Below are 19,082 nucleotides of genomic sequence, written 5' to 3'. Positions count from 1 at the left end.
GTGCCGTCTCGTCCTGTGTCGCACGCTCCACTGTTCCGCTTCCCCCGAGATGCGTCGTGTGAGGGGACAAGGATCCCGGCTCGCGGGCCGCCGCGCATCCACCGTCACGGAATCTCCCCGTTCGCGCCGGTCACGCGCCACGGGCGGGTGGCACGGTGGTCAGTGGCCCGTGCGAGGATGAGGCAGCGCGCCGGACCGGCGCGAGGGGTGTGACGAGGCAGAAGGGCCGGACCGGGATTGAGTGAGAATCAGAACCTCCTCGCCGAGCAGCGCCGTGCCCTGATCCTCGACGAGGTGCGCCGCCGCGGCGGGGTCCGCGTCAATGAACTCACCCGCAAACTCGGCGTGTCCGACATGACGGTCCGCCGCGATCTCGACGCGCTCGCCCGCCAGGGCGTCCTGGAGAAGGTGCACGGCGGCGCGGTCCCGGTGGTCGAGGCGAGCACGCACGAGCCGGGCTTCGAGGCCAAGTCGGGCCTGGAGCTGACCGCCAAGGAGGACATCGCGCGGGCCGCGGCGTCCCTGGTGGCGCCGGGCACGGCGATCGCGCTCTCCGGTGGTACGACGACGTTCGCGCTGGCGCACCACCTCGTCGACGTGCCGGACCTGACGGTGGTGACCAACTCGGTGCGCGTCGCGGACGTCTTCCACTCCGCGCAGCGCAGCTCGGGGCAGCGCCAGGGCGCGGCGACGGTCGTCCTCACCGGTGGTGTGCGGACCCCTTCGGACTCGCTGGTCGGACCGGTCGCGGACCAGGCGATCGGGGCGCTCCACTTCGACGTGCTGTTCCTCGGTGTGCACGGCATATCGCCGGAGGCGGGCCTGTCGACGCCGAACCTCGCGGAGGCCGAGACGAACCGGCGCCTCGTGCAGTCGGCGCGGCGCGTCATCGTGGTCGCCGACCACACCAAGTGGGGCACGGTGGGCCTGAGTTCGTTCGCGACGCTGACGCAGGTCGACACGCTGGTGACCGATGCGGGGCTGCCCGCCGAGGCACGCGTGGAGATCTCGGAGCATCTGCACCGTCTCGTGGTGGCGGGCGAGCCCGAGGGTGAGCCGGACGCCGACGGCGCCGGGGACGCCGAGGCCCCCACAGACATCTGACGGTCCGCCAGCTATGGTGGCGGAGCCCGGTCAACCGCCCTATTCCGCTGGGGGGCAGAGTTCGATGGCACGCCGACTGAGTCCTGTGGGGCTCGAGTTCATTGAGTCCGCCCCGCTGCGCCTGGTCTTCGCGCGCGAGGTCGGCGCACCCCCCGAGGTGGTCTACCGCGCGCTCGCCGACGACGTGGCGGGCTGGCCGCAGTGGTTCACCGCGGTCACCCTGTGCCGGCCGACCGACGGCGGCAAGGGCCGCGAGGTCCGCCTCAAGGGCGGCACGCGCTTCCAGGAGTCGATCCTCGCGACCGACGAGGCCGAGCGGTACGCCTATCGCGTCGACGTGACGAACGCGCCGGGCCTGCGCGCCCTCGTCGAGGAGTGGCGGCTCGCCCCGGCAGGGTCCGGCACCCGGGTGCAGTGGACGTTCGCCGCGGACGGGGCCGCTCCGGTGCGGGGTGCGATCAGGCTCGGCCGTGCGGGCCTCGGCAGGGCGTTCCGCGACGCCGTCACGCTGCTCGACCGGCGGCTCTCGGCGGCCGGGGCGTAGTCGCCCCGCACGACGCCGCTCGGGGCGGACGCCGTGCCGAGCGGTCCTACTCGGGCCAGGCCCCCGTGGTGAGCAGTGCGTCGATCGCCTCCGCGTACGGCCGGATGTCCAGGCCCTGTTCGGCCAGCCAGGCGTCGGAGTAGTACTTGTCCAGATAGCGGTCGCCCGGGTCGCAGATGAGGGTCACTACGCTGCCCGTACGACCCGTGGCCACCATCTCGGCGACGATCTTCAGGGCGCTCCACAGGCCGGTGCCGGTGGAGCCGCCCGCCTTGCGGCCGATGGCCTGCTCCAGGGCGCGTACGGCGGCGACGGACGCCGCGTCCGGCACCTTCATCATGCGGTCGATCGCGCCGGGCACGAAGCTCGGCTCCATGCGGGGCCTTCCGATGCCCTCGATGCGCGATCCGCACTCGCTCGTGGCGTCCGGGTCGTTCTTCGTCCAGCCGTCGAAGAAGCAGGAGTTCTCCGGGTCGGCGACGCAGATGCGGGTGTCGTGCTGCATGTAGTGCACATAGCGCGCGATGGTCGCCGAGGTGCCGCCGGTGCCTGCTGTGGCGACGATCCAGGTGGGCTCCGGGTAGCGCTCCAACTTCAGCTGCTGGTACATCGATTCGGCGATGTTGTTGTTGCCGCGCCAGTCGGTGGCCCGTTCCGCGTAGGTGAACTGGTCCATGTAGTGGCCGCCGGTCTCGACGGCGAGGGCGGCCGACTCGGCGTACATCGTGCGCGAGTCGTCCACGAAGTGGCACCGGCCGCCGTGGAATTCGATCAGTCGGCACTTCTCGGCGCTGGTCGTGCGCGGCATCACCGCGATGAAGGGCACGCCGATCAGCTTGGCGAAGTAGGCCTCCGAGACGGCCGTCGAGCCGCTGGACGCCTCGATGACCGGACGTCCTGGCCTGATCCAGCCGTTGCACAGGCCGTACAGGAAGAGCGAGCGCGCGAGGCGGTGCTTGAGGCTGCCGGTCGGGTGGGTCGACTCGTCCTTGAGGTACAGGTCGATGCCCCACTGCTCGGGCAGCGGAAAGCGGAGCAGGTGGGTGTCGGCCGAGCGGTTGGCGTCGGCCTGGACCTTGCGGACGGCTTCTTTGAGCCAGCCGCGATAGTCGGCGTCGCTGTGGTCCACGTCGAGTGTGGGCATCGGTTCGTCGGCTCGAACGTGCTGTGGGGTGCTCACCGCGGGACTCCTTCGCGTCGTGCCGGACGCGAAGTCACGCGGCCGTACACCTCGATCTTAAACACCCTCCGCACGCTTCCCACCTGCATAAACACACCTTTGGGCACCTCAAAGGCACTGCTGGCGCAGCGGTCGGGGCGGGGCGGAGGGTAGCCTCGGCAGCGGTCCTCACGACCTGGCAGGACGTCGGCATGCGTACTGGTGCTCGACGCCGGGTGCGTGCAGACTGCACCGCATGGGACGCCTGTCCCGATCGAAGCGATTCACCGAAGCGCACAAGGGGGCGGAGCGTCATGGCAGAGCCGGAGTTCACGGCCACAGGCGTGCGGATCGGGCGGCGCTTGCGCTCCCTCACCCGGGCGGGACAGGTCCGTATCGCCGACGGCAGGCTGGAGTTGCTCACCAGCTACGGCAAGGAGATCGACAGCGCACCGGTGCAGGCGGTGCGCGCGGGCAAGCCGTGGTTCGCGGCCGACGACCGGGCACTGGCCGATGTGAACGGCACGCGCTACCGGCTCGTGCTCGGCGACCATGAACCGGCGCCCGGCGAGGGCGGACCACCCACGGTGCGCGGCTTCCTCGACGCGGTCCGCCGGGCCGGCGGACTCCGGCCGCGCGGCTGAGCGGCCCCCTCCGGCACCTCGCGCAAGTTGCACGCCCGCACCCCCTGCGTCACTCTGGTCTCACAACATCACTCTGGGTTTACCGGCGATGACGCTGCGAACCAGCCCGCCGGCCATACAGCAGGCGGCAGACCACGCGGCCCCTGCTGGATCCGAACGTCGTCTTCTTCCGGACCTCAATTCGGGGAGTCGCAGCCGTGATCAGCCAGCCAAGCAGGCATTGCACGGTAGAGCTCCAAGCCCTGCCGTCGCGGATCGGCCAGGTCCGCAGAATCGTCTCTGCGCAATTGCGCTACTGGCATCTGGATCCCTTGATAGACCAGGCCGCCCTCGGTGTGACCGAGTTGCTCACCAACGTCCATCGGCACGCCGAGCCGGACAAGGTGTGCACGGTGGAGATCGAGCTGCTGCTCGACCGGCTCATGGTCTCCGTCCACGACCACGACCCCAGGCTGCCCCAACTGCGCGACGCCGAGCCCTTCGCGACCTGCGGCCGCGGGCTCGCGATGGTCGCGGCGGTCAGCGAGAGCTGGGGCGTGCGCCCGCAGGGCGACGCGGGAAAGATCGTGTGGTTCGCGCTTCCCGCGCCCTCGCCCGCGGTGGCCCTGCCCGCGTATCCCGTCTACGGCGCGGTCGAACATGCTCCCGCCCGGTCGGCCGTTGTCGGCTGACCGGGCGGTGACCGTCCGCCGCGCGGATCCCTCCTCGTCCGTACGCCCTTCTTTGTCCGTACGTCCTTCTCTGCCTGTACGTCCTTCTTCGTACGTCGATGAACCCGCGGGCGTCACTCGGTGGCGATGGCCCGCAGCACATCGAGGCGCGCGGCCCGTCGAGCGGGGCGCAGGCCCGCCAAGGCTCCCGCGGCCAGGCCCACCAGGGCCACCACCACGAGCTGCACCGGCGGCAGCGCGAACGCGAAGGCGCTGTCGGTCGCGCCGTCGGACGCCTTGACAAGCACCCAGCCGAGGAAGCCGCCGAGCGCGAGCCCGCCCGCCGTGCCGAACGCGGCGACGAGCACCGACTCCCAGCGGACCATGGCGCGCAGCTGCGCCCTGGTCTGTCCGACGGCGCGCAACAGGCCCAGCTCGCGGGTGCGTTCGTGGACCGCGAGGGTCAGCGTGTTGGCGATGCCGAGCAGGGCGATGAGCACCGCGAGCGCGAGCAGGGCGTAGACGAGGGTGAGCATCATGTCGATGCCGCCCGCCGACGACTGCGCGTACTCGGCGCGGGTCTGCACGTCCGGATTGCCGTACGCCTGCGTGGTCCTGGCGATCGCGGCCTTGCCCTCGTCCGTGCCGACGCCGTCCTTGAACGTGACGGCGACGAGGCTGTCGGCGTCCTGCGTGCGGTGCGGGGCCCAGGCCTCGCGGGTGATGACGTAGTCGCCCGCCAGCTCCGACTGTCCGTACACGGCGCGGACCGTGAAGGTGTCCTTCGTGCCGTCGGCGAAGGCGAGTTCGGCCCTGGAGCCGACCTTCAGGTCCTGCTTGTCCGCCTCCGTGCGGGTGATCGCGATGCCGTGGTCGCCGAGCCCGTCGAGGGACCCTTCGACCTTGCCGAGGTCGAAGGACTTGGCGAAGGGGCCGGGGTCGGTGACCGTCAGGGCGCGGCCCTCGCCGTTGACCTCCGCGGCGCCCTTGCCGAGGCCGACGGCGGTCGCCACCTCGGGGCGTTCGGCGAGCGCGGGGGCGAGCTTCGGGCTGAGGCCGCTGCCGCCCGCGCCGAACCCGGGAGTGCTGATCGCGACATCGCCCGCGAAGGAGCGGTTCACCGTCTGGTCCATCGTCGCCTTCAGCGAGGCGCCGAAGACCGTGAACAGCGACACGACGGCGACACCGATCATCAGGGCGCTCGCGGTGGCGGCGGTCCGCTTCGGGCTGCGCAGGGCATTGCGCCGGGCGAGCCCGCCCGTGACGCCGCGGAACCGGTCGAGGGGGCCGCCGATGACACGCACCGCCCGCGAGGACGCGACGGGCCCGAGCACCACGAAGGCCGCGAGGGCGAGCACGGCCCCCGCGCCGGCCAGCCAGATCGACGGGGTGGCGAGCACGCCGGCCAGGGCCAGGGCGACGGCGGCGAGCGCGAGACCGGCGCCCGTGAAAGACCGCGCCCGCGAGGCTCCGGAGTGGTCGATGGCCGTTTCGCGCAGCGCGGCCAGGGGTGCGGTGCGCCCGGCCCGTACGGCGGGCAGCAGCGCGGAGCCCAGGCAGACCACGACGCCGACGGCGAGCGGCAGCAGCATGGAGAGCGCGCTGATCACCAAGTCGCCCTCGGGGAAGGGGAATCCGATGGCGGGGAAGAGCGCCTGCAGGCCCGCCGCGATCCCGATGCCGCCCGCGAGGCCCGCGGCCGACGCCACCACGGCGACGGCGCTCGCCTCGATGAGGGTCGCGACGGTGACTTGGCGGCGCGCGGCGCCGAGCGCGCGGAGCAGCGCGTTCTCGCGGGTGCGCTGGGCGACGACGATGGCGAAGGTGTTGTGGATGCTGAAGGTGGCGACGAGCAGGGCGACGCCGGAGAAGACCAGCAGGAAGCTGGTGAAGAGGGTGAGGAACTGGCCGGAGATGTTGTCGGTGTTCTCGGCCGCCGACGCCTCGCCCGTGATGGCCTCGACTCCCTTGGGCAGTACGGGAGTCAGCGCGTCGACGAGTTCCCGCTCGCTCACGCCGGGGCCCGCCCGCACCTGGATGGTCGCGGCCTCGCCGGGCTTCGGCGTCAGGTACTTCTCCGCGTCGGCCCGTGTCATGCCGGTGAAGGTGGTCTGCGCCATGCCGTCCTCGCCGCCGAAGGTCGCGAGGCCCACGATCTTCACCTGGACGGGGTCGGGGGTGCGCAGCGTCGTCGTGTCGCCGATCTTCAGGTCGCCGGACTTCGCGGCGCCGCGGTTGACCACGACTTCGCCGGGCGCCGACGGGGTGTGGCCTTCGGCGAGGCGGTAGGCGTTCAGTTCGGGGTCGGTGATCCAGTTGCCCGCGAGGGTGGGCGGGCCCTGGCCGCCGATGGGTTCGCCGTCCTTGCCGAGCAGTTGGCCCGCGCCCTGGATGTTGGGCGCCGCGGCCGCGACGCCGTCGACCTTCTCGATCTTGTCGACCAGGGAGGTGCGCACGGGCTTGCGGGTGCCCTGGCTGTCGTCGGGAGTGGTGATGGTGTCCGCGCCGCGGACCACCGCGTCGGTGCCGCTCGTCGCGTTGCCGAACATCGTGTCGAAGCTGGCGCGCAGGGTGTCGCCCATGACGAGGGTGCCCGCAAGGAAGGCGACGCCGAGCATCACGGCGAGGAACGTACCGGCGAAGCGGCGCTTGTGGCCGCGCAGCGAGGACAGGCTGATGCGCGCGGAGGCGCTGAGGGAGCTCATGGCCTGGCACCTCCCTGGCTCCGTGCGCCCGACGTGGTGTCGAAGGCCTTGAGCCGGTCGAGCACCCGGTCCGCCGTCGGGGACTCCATCCGGTCCACGAGACGGCCGTCGGCGAGGAACACGACCTCGTCGGCGTGGGCGGCGGCCACCGGGTCGTGGGTGACCATGACGACGGTGCGGCCCATCCCGCGCACGGCGCGGCCGAGCAGGCCGAGGACCTCCTCGCCGGAGCGCGAGTCCAGATTGCCGGTGGGCTCGTCGGCGAAGACGACGTCGGGCTGTCCGGCGAACGCCCGTGCCACGGCGACCCGTTGCTGCTGTCCGCCGGAGAGTTCGGCGGGACGGTGGTGAAGGCGGTCGCGCAGTCCGACGACGTCGATCAGGGCCTCGGTCCACTCGCGGTCGCCGCGGGTGCCCGCGAGGTCCATGGGCAGGGTGATGTTCTCGGCGACGGTCAGCGTCGGCACCAGGTTGAAGGCCTGGAAGACGAAGCCGATGCGGTCGCGGCGCAGCAGCGTCAGGCGCCGGTCGTCCAGCGCCCCCAGCTCCGTGTCGCCGATGTACGCGGCGCCCGAGGTGAGCGTGTCGAGTCCTGCCGCGCAGTGCATCAGGGTGGACTTGCCCGAGCCGGACGGGCCCATGATGGCGGTGAATCGACCGGCGGGAAAGCCGACGTCCACCCCGTCGAGGGCCCGTACGGCGGTGTCGCCGCTGCCGTAGACCTTCACGGCGTCGGTGACGCGGGCGGCGTCGGCGCGCACGGCCCGTCCGGTGGCGGTGCTCATGCCGCACCGCCCTTGGAGGCGCGGCCGAACTCCTCGTTCAGGACGGTCAGCCTGCGCCAGTACTCGTCCTCGTCGATCTCACCGGCGGCGAAGCGGCGGCCGAGCACGGCGATGGGCGAGTTCTCGTCGATGCCGACGGGTCCGCGCGCGCCCCGGAACGGGCCGCGGCGGCCACGCCACACGGTGCGGCGGAGCAGGGTGACGACGCCGATCACGACGGCCGCCCAGATCAGCGGGAAGAACAGGATCCACGGGCCGGGCCCGCCGTCCCAGTACGCCAGGGTCTGCATCTGAGTCATCTCCTTGAGGAGTCGTTCTCGCGCCTTTCGCGACGCTTCGAGACTCGCTCCGGGAGGGGGCCGAAGTCGTCGTACGGCCAGCGGCACCGCGCGTACCACGGCGGGAGTACGTGGGCGGTCGGCGGCTGCTCCCATCGGTGATCGACTTCTGTACCTACTAGTATGTACAGTGAGCGCATGAGCACTCCGGAGCGTCTGATCGAGTCCACCCGCGAGCTGCTGTGGGAGCGGGGCTATGTGGGCACGAGCCCCAAGGCCATCCAGCAGCACGCGGGCGCGGGCCAGGGCAGCATGTACCACCACTTCGCCGGCAAGCCGGATCTGGCGCTCGCCGCGATCCGGCGCACCGCCGAGGAGATGCGGGCCACCGCCGAGGCCGTGCTGAGCGGGCCGGGGACGGCGTACGCGCGCGTGGAGGCGTATCTGCTGCGCGAACGCGACGTGCTGCGCGGCTGCCCGGTCGGGCGGCTGACGATGGACCCCGACGTCATCGCGAGCGGCGAGCTGCGCGCGCCCGTGACGGAGACCCTCGACTGGCTGCGCGACCGGCTCGCCGGAATCGTCCAGGAAGGCTGTGCGCAGGGCGAGTTCATCGAGTCGCTGGACGCGCACGAGATCGCGTCCGCGATCGTCGCGACGGTGCAGGGCGGCTATGTCCTGGCCCGCTCGTCCGGCTCCCCCGCCGCGTTCGACGCGGGTGTACGCGGGCTGCTCGCGCTGCTCGGGGCGGCCGCGCCCACCCGTTCGTAGCGCCGGAGTTCAGCCCTCCCCCCCCTACCTCCACTCCTCAGCAAGGATGCCTACGTTGCACATCACCCGAACCCGGCCGGACAGCAAACAGGGCCCCGCCGAGCACTTCACCGGCACCGTCTGGCTCGACGAGATCGCCGCGCCCGAAGCTCCTTCCCGGCTGCGGATCTTCAGTGTCCACTTCGCTCCCGGCGCCCGCACCGCCTGGCACACCCATCCGCACGGCCAGGTCCTGCACGTCACCGAGGGCGAGGGGCTCGTGCAGCGCGCCGGGGGTCCCGTCGAGCCGATCAGGGCGGGCGACACCGTCTGGATCGAGCCCGGCGAGAGGCACTGGCACGGAGCGGGCCCGCGCAGCTTCATGACGCACCTGGCCACGGTCGAAGCGGCCGCGGACGGCACGACCGTCGACTGGGGCGACCTGGTCCGCGACGAGCACCCCGCCCACTGAGCCCACCGGCCGGGCCCGCCAACGGGGCCCGCCAGCAAAGGAGTACGCCGTGCACGCCCTGCAGTACGAGATCACCCTGCCCGCCGACTACGACATGGGGGTCATCCGCCACCGGGTCGAGTCCAAGGGCCATCTGCTCGACGACTTCCCCGGGCTCGGCTTCAAGGCCTATCTGATGCGCGAGCGCGGCAGGGCCGGATCGCCCGTGAACCAGTACGCGCCCTTCTACCTCTGGAACACCGCGGAGGGCATGAACTCCTTCCTCTGGGGGCCCGGATTCCGGGGGCTCGTCGACGACTTCGGGCGGCCCGTGGTGCAGCACTGGACGGTCCTCGCCCACGAGGAGGGGCCCGCGGCGACCGCCTCGCCACGGGCCGCCCTGCGCCACCGGCAGCAGGTCCCCGCCACGGCGTCGCTCCCGGAGTACGCCGCCGAACTCGCCGACGAGGCGCGGCGACTGGCCGGGCGGGACGGGGTACTGAGCGCGACGGCCGCGATCGACCCGCGCACCTGGGAGGCGGTCCACTTCTCGCTCTGGGACCACGCGTCTCCGGAGGGCGCCGGTGATGTCTTCGAAGTACTGCATCTGTCCACGCCGGAGCGGGAGAAGCTGGCGCGGGGGCGGCAGTGGTGAGCGGCGGTGAAGAGGCGGCGGGGGCCGTGCCCGTCACCGTACGGACGGTTCTCGGGGACATCGCCCCGGAGCGGCTCGGCGTCTGCGACGCCCATGACCACCTCTACCTCAGCAGCCCCCAACTGCCGGGCCAGGAACTGGACTCGGTGGAGGGTGCGGCCGCCGAGCTTGCGGAGTTCCGTGCGGCGGGCGGGCAGAGCGTCGTGCAGTGGACGCCGCACGGGATGGGGCGCCACGCGGCACGGCTGCCCGGGCTCTCCCGGGCGGCGGGAGTCCACGTGGTCGCCGCGACAGGACTGCATCAGGCCGCGCACTACGCGCCGGAGCTGCTCGACAGGCTCCGTGCGGACGGGCTCGCCGACCTCTTCGTACGCGAACTCACCGAAGGAATCGGCGATTCGGGGGTGCGGGCCGGGCTCATCAAGGTCGCGGGCGGGTTCCACGGGCTCGACGCGCATGCCCGCTGGACCATGTCGGCGGCGGCCGAAGCGCACCACGCGACGGGCGCGCCGGTCACCGTGCACCTCGAACTGGGCACCGGCGCCCTGGACGTACTCGACCTGCTCTGCGGCGAGTTGGGTGTGCCGCCGCACCGAGTGGTCCTCGGCCACCTGAACCGCTCCCCCGATCTTGTCACACACCGTCAGGCCGCCGAAGCAGGCGCCTACTTGGCCTTCGACGGCCCGTCCCGCGCGCACCACACCACGGACTGGCGCATGCCGGACGCGGTGCGCTCACTCGTCGAGGCGGGTTTCGCCGACCGCCTCCTCCTCGGCGGCGACACGACGACGGCCGCAGCCCGCTCGGCCGACGGCGGCCCCGGCATGCCCCATCTGCTCCGCAGAGTACGACCGCGCCTGGCCCTCGCCGTGGGCGATGAACTGGTGGAGCGGATCCTCAGGGGGAATCCGGGGCGGGCCTTCGGGGTGGAGTGGGCGTAGGGGCTCCGCGCCCACGCGACGCACTCGTACGCGGATCGCCGTCGGTGGTGCGGCTGCCCGGCCGGGCAACGTCAGCCGACCTTCCACTGTCCGGTGTCAGCCGCGAACCCCGAATCGGGCGTCCACTGCACACGGGCGACGGTGGACGCCTTCGGGATCTCGAAGACCACCCACCCTCGGGCCGTATCACCGGCCGGGAGCTTGAGAGACGCGGACATCGCAGGCCCGGCGGTCACCTCCGCGATGGTCGCGTGGAAGCGCTGCCCCTCTTTGTCGGCCACCTGCGCTCCATTGCTGGGGGCGTCCTCATAGGTCCGCTCACCCTTGTTGACCAGCTTCAGCCGGACGGCGACCCACTTCTTCCCCTCGGCCGGCCCAAGGAACTCGTCGGACGATTTCGCCGAGGAGACGAACTTCTCCACGGTCGCGTCGAGCCGCGAGCCGTCCTTCATGCCCTTCAGCGAAAGGGTGTCGCCGACGTTGGCCTTATCAGGGTCCGCGGCACCGCCGCCCCCTCCGGGTTTCGTGGACTTCGAACCGCCTTTGGAATCAGCCGACTTCGACTTCGGATCGGTGACGACACCGTCACCGTCATCACCACTGCACGAGACCGTGGCGCCGAGTGTCAGGACCGAGAGGGTGACCACTGCGATGAATCGGCGCATCGTGACCTCCTCCAAAGCGCCGACAGGAGGAGGCTCAGGGTGAACCCGCAGGTGCGTCGCGGGAGGACCCCGTGCACACATCGTGCGAGAACTGGTACGCGAATGCCACCGGCATGAGATGTTCCAGCACTCAACCACGTATTGCACAGCCCATTCCAAAACCTGTACGGTACCGACATGGCCCGACCGAGAACCTTCGACGAGGAGCGGGCCCTGGACGCGGCGATGCGCGCCTTCTGGGCGAATGGCTACGAGGCCACCTCGACCCAGGACCTGTGCGAAGCCACCGGACTGGGCCGCAGCAGCATCTACAACACCTTCAGCAGCAAGCACGATCTTTTCCGGCGGGCCCTCGCCCGCTACATGGAGACGATGAACGCCGCCCAGGTCGAGATCCTGGAGGACGTGGAGCGGTCGGCGGCCGAGCGTCTGCGCGCCATGCTCGAGCGGGTCATCGACGGCGAGTTCGCGAACCGGGCGGACGGACACAGCATCGGCTGTCTGACCGTGAACACGACCGTCGAACTGGCCGCGCGCGACGCCGAGGCGGCCGCAATGCTGGAGCGCGACCTGGAGGTCCGGCTCGCGGCGCTGCGCGCCACCGTCCGGTCGGGGCAGCTCGACGGCGACATCACGTCGAAGCGGGACGCGGACACACTCGCCCGCTACCTCAACGCCGTCATCGGCGGGATGCGCGTCTCCGCCCAGGGCGGGGCCGATCGCGCCGCCCTGGAGGCGATCGCCGAGACCGCGCTCGACGCGGTGGTGGCCGGCTGACCGTCTTTTTCGCGGGGAGTACGGCCCGCACCTGCGGGTCCGGTGTGCGGCTCGTCGTACCCGCCGCTTCACGGCCGCTCACGCGCCTTTTCATGTCCTTGTTTTGTACTGATCCATCCAATATTTATGCCCGACAGGAGCCCACCCCCATGCCCCGCGCCGTATATGTACTGGCCCTCGGCATCTTCGCCATGGTGACCAGCGAATTCGTGGTCGCCGGACTGATGCCGCAGATGGCCGAAGGGCTGGACGCCACCATCCCGGAGATCGGGTACCTCATCACCGCGTTCGCCGCGGCGATGGCCTTCGGCGGCCCCTTCCTCACCGTCGCCGTACTGAAGATGTGTCAGAAGTCGGCCCTGATGGTGCTGTTCGGCGTCTTCCTTGCGGGCAATGTGCTCGCCGCACTCGCACCCGACTACCGCACCATGCTGGTGGCGCGCGTGCTCACCGGGATCGCCTCGCAGGCGTTCTTCGGTGTCTCCATCTCCCTGGGCTCCCGCATCACCCGGCCCGAAGTGCGCGGCCGGGCCGTCGCGGTGGTCCTCAACGGGCTGATGCTGGGCACGCTGCTCGGGCTTCCGTTCGCGACCGTCGTCGGTGAACACCTGGGCTGGCGCGCCGCGTTCTGGGCCATCACCGTACTGACCGTCGTCGCCGCGCTCGCCACGCTCGCCTTCGTGCCGCACACGGCGGGCGAGGCCACGGAGGGCGGTGGTGGTGACCTGCGTCAGGAGCTGGGCGCCTTCCGGAGCCCCCGGCTGTGGCTCGTCATGCTCACCAGCACCTTCACCATCGGCGCGACCTTCTCCGCCTTCAGCTACCTCAACCCGATCCTCACCGAGCTCACCGGCTTCTCCACCGGCACCGTCCCGCTGCTGCTCGTCGCGTACGGCGCCGCCACCGTCATCGGCAACACCATCGTGGGCCGACTCGCCGACCGCCGTACCCTGCCCACCCTCGTCGTCGGGCTCGCGCTGAACCTGACCTTCCTCGCCGGGTTCGCGCTCTTCGCCCAACTGACCGTCCCCGCAGTCCTGTTCATGCTGGGGATCGGCCTGGTCGGCGTCACCATGAACCCGGCGCTGATCACCCGGGTCCAGCGCGCGGGCAACGCGGGGCCGCTGGTCAACACCGTGCACTCGTCGTTCATCACGTTCGGCATCATCATCGCCACGTCCATCGGCGGTCCCGCCATCGACAGCCAGGGCCTGCGGGCACCCCTGTGGATCGGTGCGGGCCTCGCCCTCCTCGGGCTCGGCTCGCTCGTGCCCGACCTGCTGCGCCGCAGGGCTACGGACGGCGGCGCCGCCGTCCCGCACGAGGCCGACGAGGAGATGCCTCAGGCCCAGCCCGTCTGACGCGGCTCACCCAGGGGCACCCAGTAGCGCCCAAGTGCGCCTAGCCCAGCGCCCCCAGGGGGTCGTCGAGCACCGGCTGCCAGGCCAGCTCGGCGGCCCCCACCAGGCTGTTGTAGTCCAGCGTGCACGCCAGGATCGGCACGCCGCCGCTGCGCCCCCACAGGCTCCGGTCGGCGACGACGGCGCGCAGCCGCTCCGGGTCCGCCTCCAGGAGGGTGCGGTGCAGGCCGCCCAGGATGATCCGGTCGGGGTTGAGGATGTTGACCAGGCCCGCGAGCCCGAGGCCGAGGCGGTCGATGAGCACCTCGGCCGCCGTACGCACCGAGGGATCGCCGTACGCCTCCCGGATCAGTTCGCGGGCCTGTACGAGCAAACCCTCGGGACCCGGCGTGCGCCCCGCCTCCGTCAGGAAGGCGAGCGGATCGGTCTCCACGTCGAGGCAGCCGCGGCCGCCGCAGTAGCAGGGGCGTCCCTCCGAGTTCACGGTGAGGTGGCCGACTTCCAGGGCGAGGCCCGAACTGCCCGTGTGCAGACGGCCGTCGAGGACCAGCGCACCGCCGACGCCGCGGTGTCCCGTCGCCACGCAGAGCAGATCGCGGGCGCCGCGCCCCGCGCCGTGCCGGTGCTCGGCGAGCGCGGCGAGGTTCACGTCGTTGGCGGCGAACGCCGGTCCCGCGATGCCTGCTTCGCGTACGCGATCGGCGAAGATCTCGCGGACGTGCGAACCGGCCGGCCAGGCCAGGTGCAGCGGGTTGAGCGCCGTGCCCTCGGGCTCGGCGACGGCCGACGGCACGGCGAGCCCCGCGCCCACGCAGCGCCTGCCGGTCTCCCGCAACAGCTGCGCGCCCGCCTCGACGACCGCCCCGAGGACCTGCGCGGGGTCCGCACCGACGGCCTCGCAGCCGGGCGCGGTCGCCACGATGCGCCCGCCGAGTCCGACCAGCGCCGCCCGGAAACCATCCGCGTGCACCTGCGCGGCGAGCGCGACGGGCCCCGTCTCCGCGACGGAGAGCCGGTGCGAAGGCCTGCCCTGCGAACCGGCGGCCGCGCTCGGCTTCGCGTCGATCCGGATCAGGCCGAGCGCCTCCAGTTCGGCGGCGACGGCACCGGCGGTGGCACGCGTGACGCCCAGCTCCGCGGTGAGCACGGCGCGGGTGGGGGCGCGCCCGGTGTGGACCAGTTCGAGCGCGGGACCCAGCGCGCCACGCCCTCGCTCCAGGCGGGTACGCGTGGACACTTCCCCCTCGCCGCGGGGGGCAGCCTTGCCGTTCATGAGGGCGAGTCTCCCATGATCCGTACACGGCCTCGCCGTTCAGGCGTCATCCGTTCCTCCTCCGCCCTTCGGCAACCGCACATCTTCGGCCATCGCGGAATCGTCTTGTCCGCGGCCCGGGATCACCCCTACTCTGACTTTGTGCCGCTACTAAACAAAATCGGGACCTCAGCGTCGCGGCCCACCTCCCCCGGCCTCCGCCGCCTGCGCGTCGCGCTGACGGTCTTCTTCGCGCTCGACGGCTTCGTCTTCGCCGGCTGGGTCGTCCGCATCCCCGCCATCAAGGAGCAGACCGGGGCGTCGGCGAGCGAACTCGGGCTCGCGCTGCTCGCGGTCTCCGCGGGCGCGGTGATCACGATGACGCTCACCGGACGCCTGTGCAGGCGCTACGGCAGCCTGCAGACGACCGTGGCCTGTGGCGTGCTGCTCCCGCTGAGCGTCGCGCTGCCGCCGCTGACCGAATCGGTCCTCGTACTGGGGCTCGTCCTGCTGCTCTTCGGGGCCGCGTACGGCGGCATCAGCGTCGCGATGAACAGCGCCGCCGTCGATCTGGTGGCCGCGCTGCGACGTCCCGTGATGCCGAGTTTCCATGCGGCGTTCAGCCTGGGCGGCATGATCGGCGCGGGGCTCGGCGGCCTGGTCGCGGGCAGCCTCTCCCCCACGCCCCATCTGCTCGGCATCACGGTCGTGGGCCTGGCCATCACCGCCGTGACGGCGCCCGCGCTGCTGCGGCACGGCGCGGCGGACCAGCTGCGCGCCCACTCCCCGGCCGCGCCCGTCCCCACGGAGCACGCCACCGACCGGGCGGGGAACGGCGGTTCGCGCCGGGCGCCGCACCGCATGGACCGCCGCACCCGCGGTCTCGTCCTGGTCTTCGGGCTCATCGCGCTGTGCACCGCGTACGGCGAGGGGGCGATCGCGGACTGGGGGCCGCTGCACCTGGAGCAGGATCTGCACGCGCATCCGGGCGTGGCCGCCGCGAGTTACTCGTGCTTCGCCTTCGCCATGACCATCGGCCGCCTCTCCGGCACCACGCTCCTCGAACGCCTCGGCAGGACCCGCACGGTGGTCGGCGGCGGTGTGACGGCCTGCGCCGGGATGCTGCTCGGCGCGCTCGCCCCTTCGACGGGGCTCGCCCTCGCCGGTTTCGCCGTCACCGGGCTCGGGCTCGCCAACATCTTCCCCGTGGCGGTGGAACGCGCGGGCGCCCTCGCGGGGCCCGGCGGTGTGGCCGCCGCGTCGACGCTCGGCTACGGCGGGATGCTGGTCGGACCGCCGCTGATCGGTTTCATGGCGGACTGGTACTCGCTGCCCGCGGCGCTGACGAGCGTGGCGCTGCTCGCCGCCGTCGCCGCGGTCATCGGCTTCGCGACACGGCATACGGAGCGTACGGACGAGACAGGACGTACGGACGAGACAGGACGTGCGGTCGGGGCAGGACGTGTGGAGGAGGCGGGCCGTGCGCATGAGACCGGGCGTGCGGACGAGACGGCTCACGCGGCCCAGATGCAGCGTACGGATCGTACGGAATCGGTCTGACATCAACCGGAGGCCCCGGTTCGAGCGCGCTCCGTCCGCCACAATTCCCGGCATGGAGATTTCCCGGCACATCCAAGCAGTGGACACGGAGGGCCAGTTGCTGGCCCGGGCCGCCGAGGAGGCGGGTCCTGACGCCAAGGTCCCCACCTGCCCGGAGTGGGAGGTGCGCGATCTGCTGCGGCACACCGGGATGGTGCACCGCTGGGCCGCCGCGTTCATCACCGAGCGGCGCTCCTCGTACCGGCTGAGCGGTGAACTGCCCGACCTCGACGGGGACGCGCTCGTCGGCTGGTTCCGCGAGGGGCATGCCGCGCTCGTCGAGACGCTCACCACCGCGCCGCCCGACGTCGAGTGCTGGGCGTTCCTGCCCGCCCCGTCGCCGCTGGCCTTCTGGGCCCGGCGGCAGGCGAACGAGACGGCCGTCCACCGGGTGGACGCCGAGTCGGCGCGCGGGGGCGCGCCGACGCCGCTCGACGCCGCGTTCGCGGTCGACGGGATCGAGGAGCTGCTGCTCGGCTTCCACGCGCGGTCCAGGAGCCGGGTCCGCAGCGCCGCGCCCCGGGTGCTGCGGGTGCGGGCCACGGACGCGGCCGGCGAGTGGAGCTGGACCGTGCGGCTCTCGGACGGGCCGCCCGTCACGGAGCGCGGCTCCACGGCTCAGGCCGACTGCGAGGTGTCGGGGCCCGCGGGGCCGCTCTATCTGGCGCTGTGGAACCGGCTGCCGTTCCCGCAGGTGACGGGGGACCGCTCACTGGCGGCGCTGTGGCGGGAGAAGTCCGCCATCGTGATGGGCTGAGCGGGAGCGTCAGCGGGCGGGGCCTTCGAGCGTCCGCTTGAGGACCGCGCGCTGCAACGGCCGCACGCGCGTGTGGAGTTCGCGCCCCTTGTCGGTGAGGGAGACCCGCACGCCGCGCCGGTCCTCGCTGCACATGCCGCGCTCCACGAGGCCGTCCTTCTCCAGGCGCCCGATGAGGCGCGAGAGCGCGCTCTGGCTCAGATGGACCTGCGAGGAGATCTCCTGCACGCGGAACGTGCAGCCGCCGTCGTCCGAGGAGCCCTCGGCCAGCACGTCGAGCACCTCGAAGTCGCTCGCCCCCAGGCCGTGCGCATGGAGCTCACGGTCGAGCTCGCACAAGGTGCGCGCATGCACCGCGAGGATGTCGCGCCATTGGTCCACGAGCTCCTGCTCGGCCGTTTTCGCCGCCATGACATCGCACCGTAGCAGAGAATCCCCCTTTTGTTGCATCGGAATTAAATGCACTTGCATTCAATGCATGCGCATGTACCTTACTGCCCATGACTTCTCCGCTCACAGCCGACTCCGCGTCCCCGGAGCGCTGGACCCCGCGTCTGTGGGGCACACTGCTGGTGCTCTGCGCCGCGATGTTCCTCGACGCACTCGATGTCTCGATGGTCGGCGTCGCCCTGCCCTCCATCGGCTCCGAACTCGACCTCTCCACCTCGACCCTCCAGTGGGTCGTCAGCGGCTACATCCTCGGCTACGGAGGACTGCTGCTCCTCGGCGGACGCGCCGCCGACCTGCTCGGCCGCCGCCGGGTCTTCCTGATCGCGCTCGCCGTCTTCGCGCTCGCCTCGCTGCTGGGTGGATTCGTCGACTCCGGCCCGCTCCTGATCGCCAGCCGCTTCGTCAAGGGGCTGAGCGCCGCGTTCACCGCACCCGCCGGCCTCTCCATCATCACCACGACCTTCGCCGAGGGCCCGGTCCGCAACCGCGCGCTCACCATCTACACCACCTGCGCCGCCACCGGCTTCTCCATGGGCCTCGTCCTCTCCGGACTGCTCACCGAGGCCAGCTGGCGCCTCACCATGCTGCTGCCCGCGCCCATCGCACTCCTTGCGCTGATCGCCGGCCTCAAGCTGATCCCGCGCAGCGCCCGCGAGAACAACAAGGGCGGTTACGACGTACCGGGCGCCATCACCGGCACGGCGACCATGCTGCTGCTCGTCTTCACCGTCGTGGAGGCCCCCGAGGCCGGCTGGGCCTCGGCCCGCACGCTCCTGTCGTTCCTCGTCGTCGCCGCGCTGCTCGCCGTCTTCCTGCGCATCGAACTGCGCAGCGCGAGCCCGCTGATCCGGCTCGGCGTGCTGCGCTCGGGGCCCCAACTCCGGGCCCAGCTGGGCGCGATGACGTTCATGGGCGGCTATGTCTCCTTCCAGTTCCTCGCGACGCAGTACTTCCAGTCGCTGCTCGGCTGGTCCGCCCTGGAGACCGCGCTCGCCTTCCTGCCCGCGGGCCTGCTCGTCGCGCTGTCGTCGACGAAGGTCGGCTCGGTCATCGACCGGTTCGGCACCCCGCGGGTCATCGTCGTCGGATTCGTGCTGCTCGTCGCCTGCTACCTGCTCTTCCTGCGGATCAGCCTCACTCCGGCGTACGCGTCCGTGGTCCTGCCCTCCATGATCCTGCTCGGCTTCGCCTGCGCCCTGGTCTTCCCCTCGCTCAACATCCAGGCCACCAACGGCGTGCACGACGACGAGCAGGGCATGGTGTCCGGGCTGCTCAACACCTCGATCCAGCTGGGCGGCGCGATCTTCCTCGCGATCGTCACCGCCGTGATCACCGCGTCGTCGCACGACGGGGACACCTCTCCGCAGGCGGTCCTCGACAGCTACCGGCCCGGCCTGATCGTGGTGACCGTCATCGCGGTCGCCGGACTCCTCATCTCGCTCACGGGCCTGCGGACGCGGCGCCCGCAGGAGACGGTCGTCGTCACGAAGTCGCTCCCCCAGGAGACGGCGCGGGAGACGGAGGAGCGGGAGCCGGTGACCGCCCGCGACTGACC

The 19,082-nt window shown here is 71.7% G+C and carries 20 protein-coding genes; 13 read left to right on the top strand and 7 right to left on the bottom strand.

The window, feature by feature from the left end:
• The first annotated feature begins 237 nt into the window (after positions 1 to 237).
• Both ACFWZ2_RS10995 and ACFWZ2_RS10990 read left to right on the top strand, forming a co-directional pair.
• Positions 238 to 1,104, top strand: a complete 867-nt coding sequence (locus ACFWZ2_RS10995) for a DeoR/GlpR family DNA-binding transcription regulator (protein ID WP_384544649.1) — start codon at positions 238 to 240, stop codon at positions 1,102 to 1,104.
• Positions 1,105 to 1,168: 64 nt separating this feature from the next.
• Positions 1,169 to 1,648, top strand: coding sequence for an SRPBCC family protein (locus tag ACFWZ2_RS10990; RefSeq protein WP_384544647.1), 480 nt, complete (start codon positions 1,169 to 1,171; stop codon positions 1,646 to 1,648).
• Between the two features lie 46 nt (positions 1,649 to 1,694).
• On the opposite strand, the gene ACFWZ2_RS10985 is transcribed toward ACFWZ2_RS10990, so the two are convergent.
• Positions 1,695 to 2,792, bottom strand: a complete 1,098-nt coding sequence (locus tag ACFWZ2_RS10985) for a PLP-dependent cysteine synthase family protein (protein WP_384544865.1) — start codon at positions 2,790 to 2,792, stop codon at positions 1,695 to 1,697.
• A gap of 329 nt (positions 2,793 to 3,121) precedes the next feature.
• Between ACFWZ2_RS10985 and ACFWZ2_RS10980 the strand changes: the two genes are divergently transcribed.
• Positions 3,122 to 3,451 carry a hypothetical protein gene (locus ACFWZ2_RS10980; RefSeq protein WP_384544645.1) on the top strand — a complete coding sequence of 110 codons (330 nt, stop codon included), beginning with the start codon at positions 3,122 to 3,124 and terminating at the stop codon, positions 3,449 to 3,451.
• A gap of 197 nt (positions 3,452 to 3,648) precedes the next feature.
• Entirely contained in the window at positions 3,649 to 4,122 is a 474-nt protein-coding gene (locus ACFWZ2_RS10975; RefSeq protein ID WP_384544643.1) for an ATP-binding protein, read from the top strand.
• Positions 4,123 to 4,235: 113 nt separating this feature from the next.
• Here ACFWZ2_RS10975 and ACFWZ2_RS10970 read toward each other — a convergent pair whose 3' ends face one another.
• From ACFWZ2_RS10970 to ACFWZ2_RS10960, 3 genes are read right to left on the bottom strand one after another with little or no spacing between them, the layout of a single operon-like run.
• Entirely contained in the window at positions 4,236 to 6,806 is a 2,571-nt protein-coding gene (locus tag ACFWZ2_RS10970; protein ID WP_384544641.1) for an ABC transporter permease, read from the bottom strand.
• The gene (locus tag ACFWZ2_RS10965) at positions 6,803 to 7,591 is read right to left on the bottom strand and encodes an ABC transporter ATP-binding protein (RefSeq protein WP_384544639.1); all 789 of its coding nucleotides are present in this window, start codon (positions 7,589 to 7,591) and stop codon (positions 6,803 to 6,805) included. Before ACFWZ2_RS10965 ends, ACFWZ2_RS10970 begins: the two co-directional genes overlap by 4 nt.
• The gene (locus tag ACFWZ2_RS10960; RefSeq protein WP_384544864.1) at positions 7,588 to 7,881 is read right to left on the bottom strand and encodes an SHOCT domain-containing protein; all 294 of its coding nucleotides are present in this window, start codon (positions 7,879 to 7,881) and stop codon (positions 7,588 to 7,590) included. Before ACFWZ2_RS10960 ends, ACFWZ2_RS10965 begins: the two co-directional genes overlap by 4 nt.
• A gap of 171 nt (positions 7,882 to 8,052) precedes the next feature.
• On the opposite strand from ACFWZ2_RS10960, the gene ACFWZ2_RS10955 reads away from it, so the two are divergent.
• Genes ACFWZ2_RS10955 through ACFWZ2_RS10940 form a run of 4 tightly spaced genes read left to right on the top strand, consistent with a single transcriptional unit; the run spans position 8,053 to position 10,666 of the window.
• A complete protein-coding gene (locus ACFWZ2_RS10955; protein WP_384544637.1) occupies positions 8,053 to 8,640 on the top strand; it encodes a TetR/AcrR family transcriptional regulator in 588 nt (195 codons plus the stop codon).
• Between the two features lie 55 nt (positions 8,641 to 8,695).
• Complete coding sequence (locus ACFWZ2_RS10950) at positions 8,696 to 9,091, top strand: cupin domain-containing protein (RefSeq protein ID WP_384544635.1); 396 nt, start codon at positions 8,696 to 8,698, stop codon at positions 9,089 to 9,091.
• Positions 9,092 to 9,140: 49 nt separating this feature from the next.
• On the top strand, positions 9,141 to 9,725 hold the full coding sequence (locus ACFWZ2_RS10945) for a DUF4865 family protein (protein ID WP_384544633.1): 585 nt from the start codon (positions 9,141 to 9,143) through the stop codon (positions 9,723 to 9,725).
• On the top strand, positions 9,722 to 10,666 hold the full coding sequence (locus ACFWZ2_RS10940) for a phosphotriesterase (RefSeq protein ID WP_384544631.1): 945 nt from the start codon (positions 9,722 to 9,724) through the stop codon (positions 10,664 to 10,666). Before ACFWZ2_RS10945 ends, ACFWZ2_RS10940 begins: the two co-directional genes overlap by 4 nt.
• 71 nt (positions 10,667 to 10,737) lie before the next feature.
• Here the strand turns inward: ACFWZ2_RS10940 and ACFWZ2_RS10935 are convergent, their stop codons facing one another.
• Positions 10,738 to 11,346: a DUF4352 domain-containing protein gene (locus ACFWZ2_RS10935; protein WP_384544629.1), complete on the bottom strand. Its 609-nt coding sequence runs from the start codon at positions 11,344 to 11,346 to the stop codon at positions 10,738 to 10,740.
• 162 nt (positions 11,347 to 11,508) lie between these two features.
• On the opposite strand from ACFWZ2_RS10935, the gene ACFWZ2_RS10930 reads away from it, so the two are divergent.
• Entirely contained in the window at positions 11,509 to 12,108 is a 600-nt protein-coding gene (locus tag ACFWZ2_RS10930) for a TetR/AcrR family transcriptional regulator (protein ID WP_384544627.1), read from the top strand.
• 149 nt (positions 12,109 to 12,257) lie between these two features.
• Positions 12,258 to 13,469, top strand: coding sequence for an MFS transporter (locus ACFWZ2_RS10925; RefSeq protein ID WP_384544625.1), 1,212 nt, complete (start codon positions 12,258 to 12,260; stop codon positions 13,467 to 13,469).
• Positions 13,470 to 13,509: 40 nt separating this feature from the next.
• On the opposite strand, the gene ACFWZ2_RS10920 is transcribed toward ACFWZ2_RS10925, so the two are convergent.
• Positions 13,510 to 14,742 carry an ROK family protein gene (locus tag ACFWZ2_RS10920; RefSeq protein ID WP_384544623.1) on the bottom strand — a complete coding sequence of 411 codons (1,233 nt, stop codon included), beginning with the start codon at positions 14,740 to 14,742 and terminating at the stop codon, positions 13,510 to 13,512.
• 141 nt (positions 14,743 to 14,883) lie between these two features.
• Between ACFWZ2_RS10920 and ACFWZ2_RS10915 the strand changes: the two genes are divergently transcribed.
• Together ACFWZ2_RS10915 and ACFWZ2_RS10910 are read left to right on the top strand one after the other, a co-directional pair.
• The gene (locus ACFWZ2_RS10915; protein WP_384544621.1) at positions 14,884 to 16,281 is read left to right on the top strand and encodes an MFS transporter; all 1,398 of its coding nucleotides are present in this window, start codon (positions 14,884 to 14,886) and stop codon (positions 16,279 to 16,281) included.
• A 52-nt stretch (positions 16,282 to 16,333) separates the two neighbouring features.
• Positions 16,334 to 17,077: a maleylpyruvate isomerase family mycothiol-dependent enzyme gene (locus ACFWZ2_RS10910; protein ID WP_384544619.1), complete on the top strand. Its 744-nt coding sequence runs from the start codon at positions 16,334 to 16,336 to the stop codon at positions 17,075 to 17,077.
• A 9-nt stretch (positions 17,078 to 17,086) separates the two neighbouring features.
• Here ACFWZ2_RS10910 and ACFWZ2_RS10905 read toward each other — a convergent pair whose 3' ends face one another.
• Positions 17,087 to 17,488, bottom strand: coding sequence for a MarR family winged helix-turn-helix transcriptional regulator (locus tag ACFWZ2_RS10905; protein WP_384544617.1), 402 nt, complete (start codon positions 17,486 to 17,488; stop codon positions 17,087 to 17,089).
• An 89-nt stretch (positions 17,489 to 17,577) separates the two neighbouring features.
• Here ACFWZ2_RS10905 and ACFWZ2_RS10900 point away from each other — a divergent pair, with 89 nt between their 5' ends.
• Positions 17,578 to 19,080 (top strand): MFS transporter, encoded by a 1,503-nt coding sequence (locus ACFWZ2_RS10900; RefSeq protein ID WP_384544615.1) that lies wholly within the window; start codon positions 17,578 to 17,580, stop codon positions 19,078 to 19,080.
• The last annotated feature ends 2 nt before the right edge of the window (positions 19,081 to 19,082 follow it).

The organism is Streptomyces sp. NPDC059002 (assembly GCF_042740435.1).
Lineage (GTDB): Bacteria > Actinomycetota > Actinomycetes > Streptomycetales > Streptomycetaceae > Streptomyces.
Note: the sequence above shows the minus strand (reverse complement) of the source record. Positions and strands in the feature narration are given on the sequence as shown.

What these genes read in the sequence shown, in the direction of transcription:
- ACFWZ2_RS10910 (WP_384544619.1), top strand. Translation starts at nt 16,334, where the DNA reads ATGGAGATTTCCCGGCACATCCAAGCAGTGGACACGGAGGGCCAGTTG.
- ACFWZ2_RS10960 (WP_384544864.1), bottom strand. Translation starts at nt 7,881, where the DNA reads ATGCAGACCCTGGCGTACTGGGACGGCGGGCCCGGCCCGTGGATCCTG.
- ACFWZ2_RS10920 (WP_384544623.1), bottom strand. Translation starts at nt 14,742, where the DNA reads ATGAACGGCAAGGCTGCCCCCCGCGGCGAGGGGGAAGTGTCCACGCGT.
- ACFWZ2_RS10930 (WP_384544627.1), top strand. Translation starts at nt 11,509, where the DNA reads ATGGCCCGACCGAGAACCTTCGACGAGGAGCGGGCCCTGGACGCGGCG.
- ACFWZ2_RS10905 (WP_384544617.1), bottom strand. Translation starts at nt 17,488, where the DNA reads ATGGCGGCGAAAACGGCCGAGCAGGAGCTCGTGGACCAATGGCGCGAC.
- ACFWZ2_RS10985 (WP_384544865.1), bottom strand. Translation starts at nt 2,792, where the DNA reads ATGCCCACACTCGACGTGGACCACAGCGACGCCGACTATCGCGGCTGG.
- ACFWZ2_RS10980 (WP_384544645.1), top strand. Translation starts at nt 3,122, where the DNA reads ATGGCAGAGCCGGAGTTCACGGCCACAGGCGTGCGGATCGGGCGGCGC.
- ACFWZ2_RS10900 (WP_384544615.1), top strand. Translation starts at nt 17,578, where the DNA reads ATGACTTCTCCGCTCACAGCCGACTCCGCGTCCCCGGAGCGCTGGACC.
- ACFWZ2_RS10970 (WP_384544641.1), bottom strand. Translation starts at nt 6,806, where the DNA reads ATGAGCTCCCTCAGCGCCTCCGCGCGCATCAGCCTGTCCTCGCTGCGC.
- ACFWZ2_RS10990 (WP_384544647.1), top strand. Translation starts at nt 1,169, where the DNA reads ATGGCACGCCGACTGAGTCCTGTGGGGCTCGAGTTCATTGAGTCCGCC.
- ACFWZ2_RS10925 (WP_384544625.1), top strand. Translation starts at nt 12,258, where the DNA reads ATGCCCCGCGCCGTATATGTACTGGCCCTCGGCATCTTCGCCATGGTG.
- ACFWZ2_RS10955 (WP_384544637.1), top strand. Translation starts at nt 8,053, where the DNA reads ATGTACAGTGAGCGCATGAGCACTCCGGAGCGTCTGATCGAGTCCACC.
- ACFWZ2_RS10965 (WP_384544639.1), bottom strand. Translation starts at nt 7,591, where the DNA reads ATGAGCACCGCCACCGGACGGGCCGTGCGCGCCGACGCCGCCCGCGTC.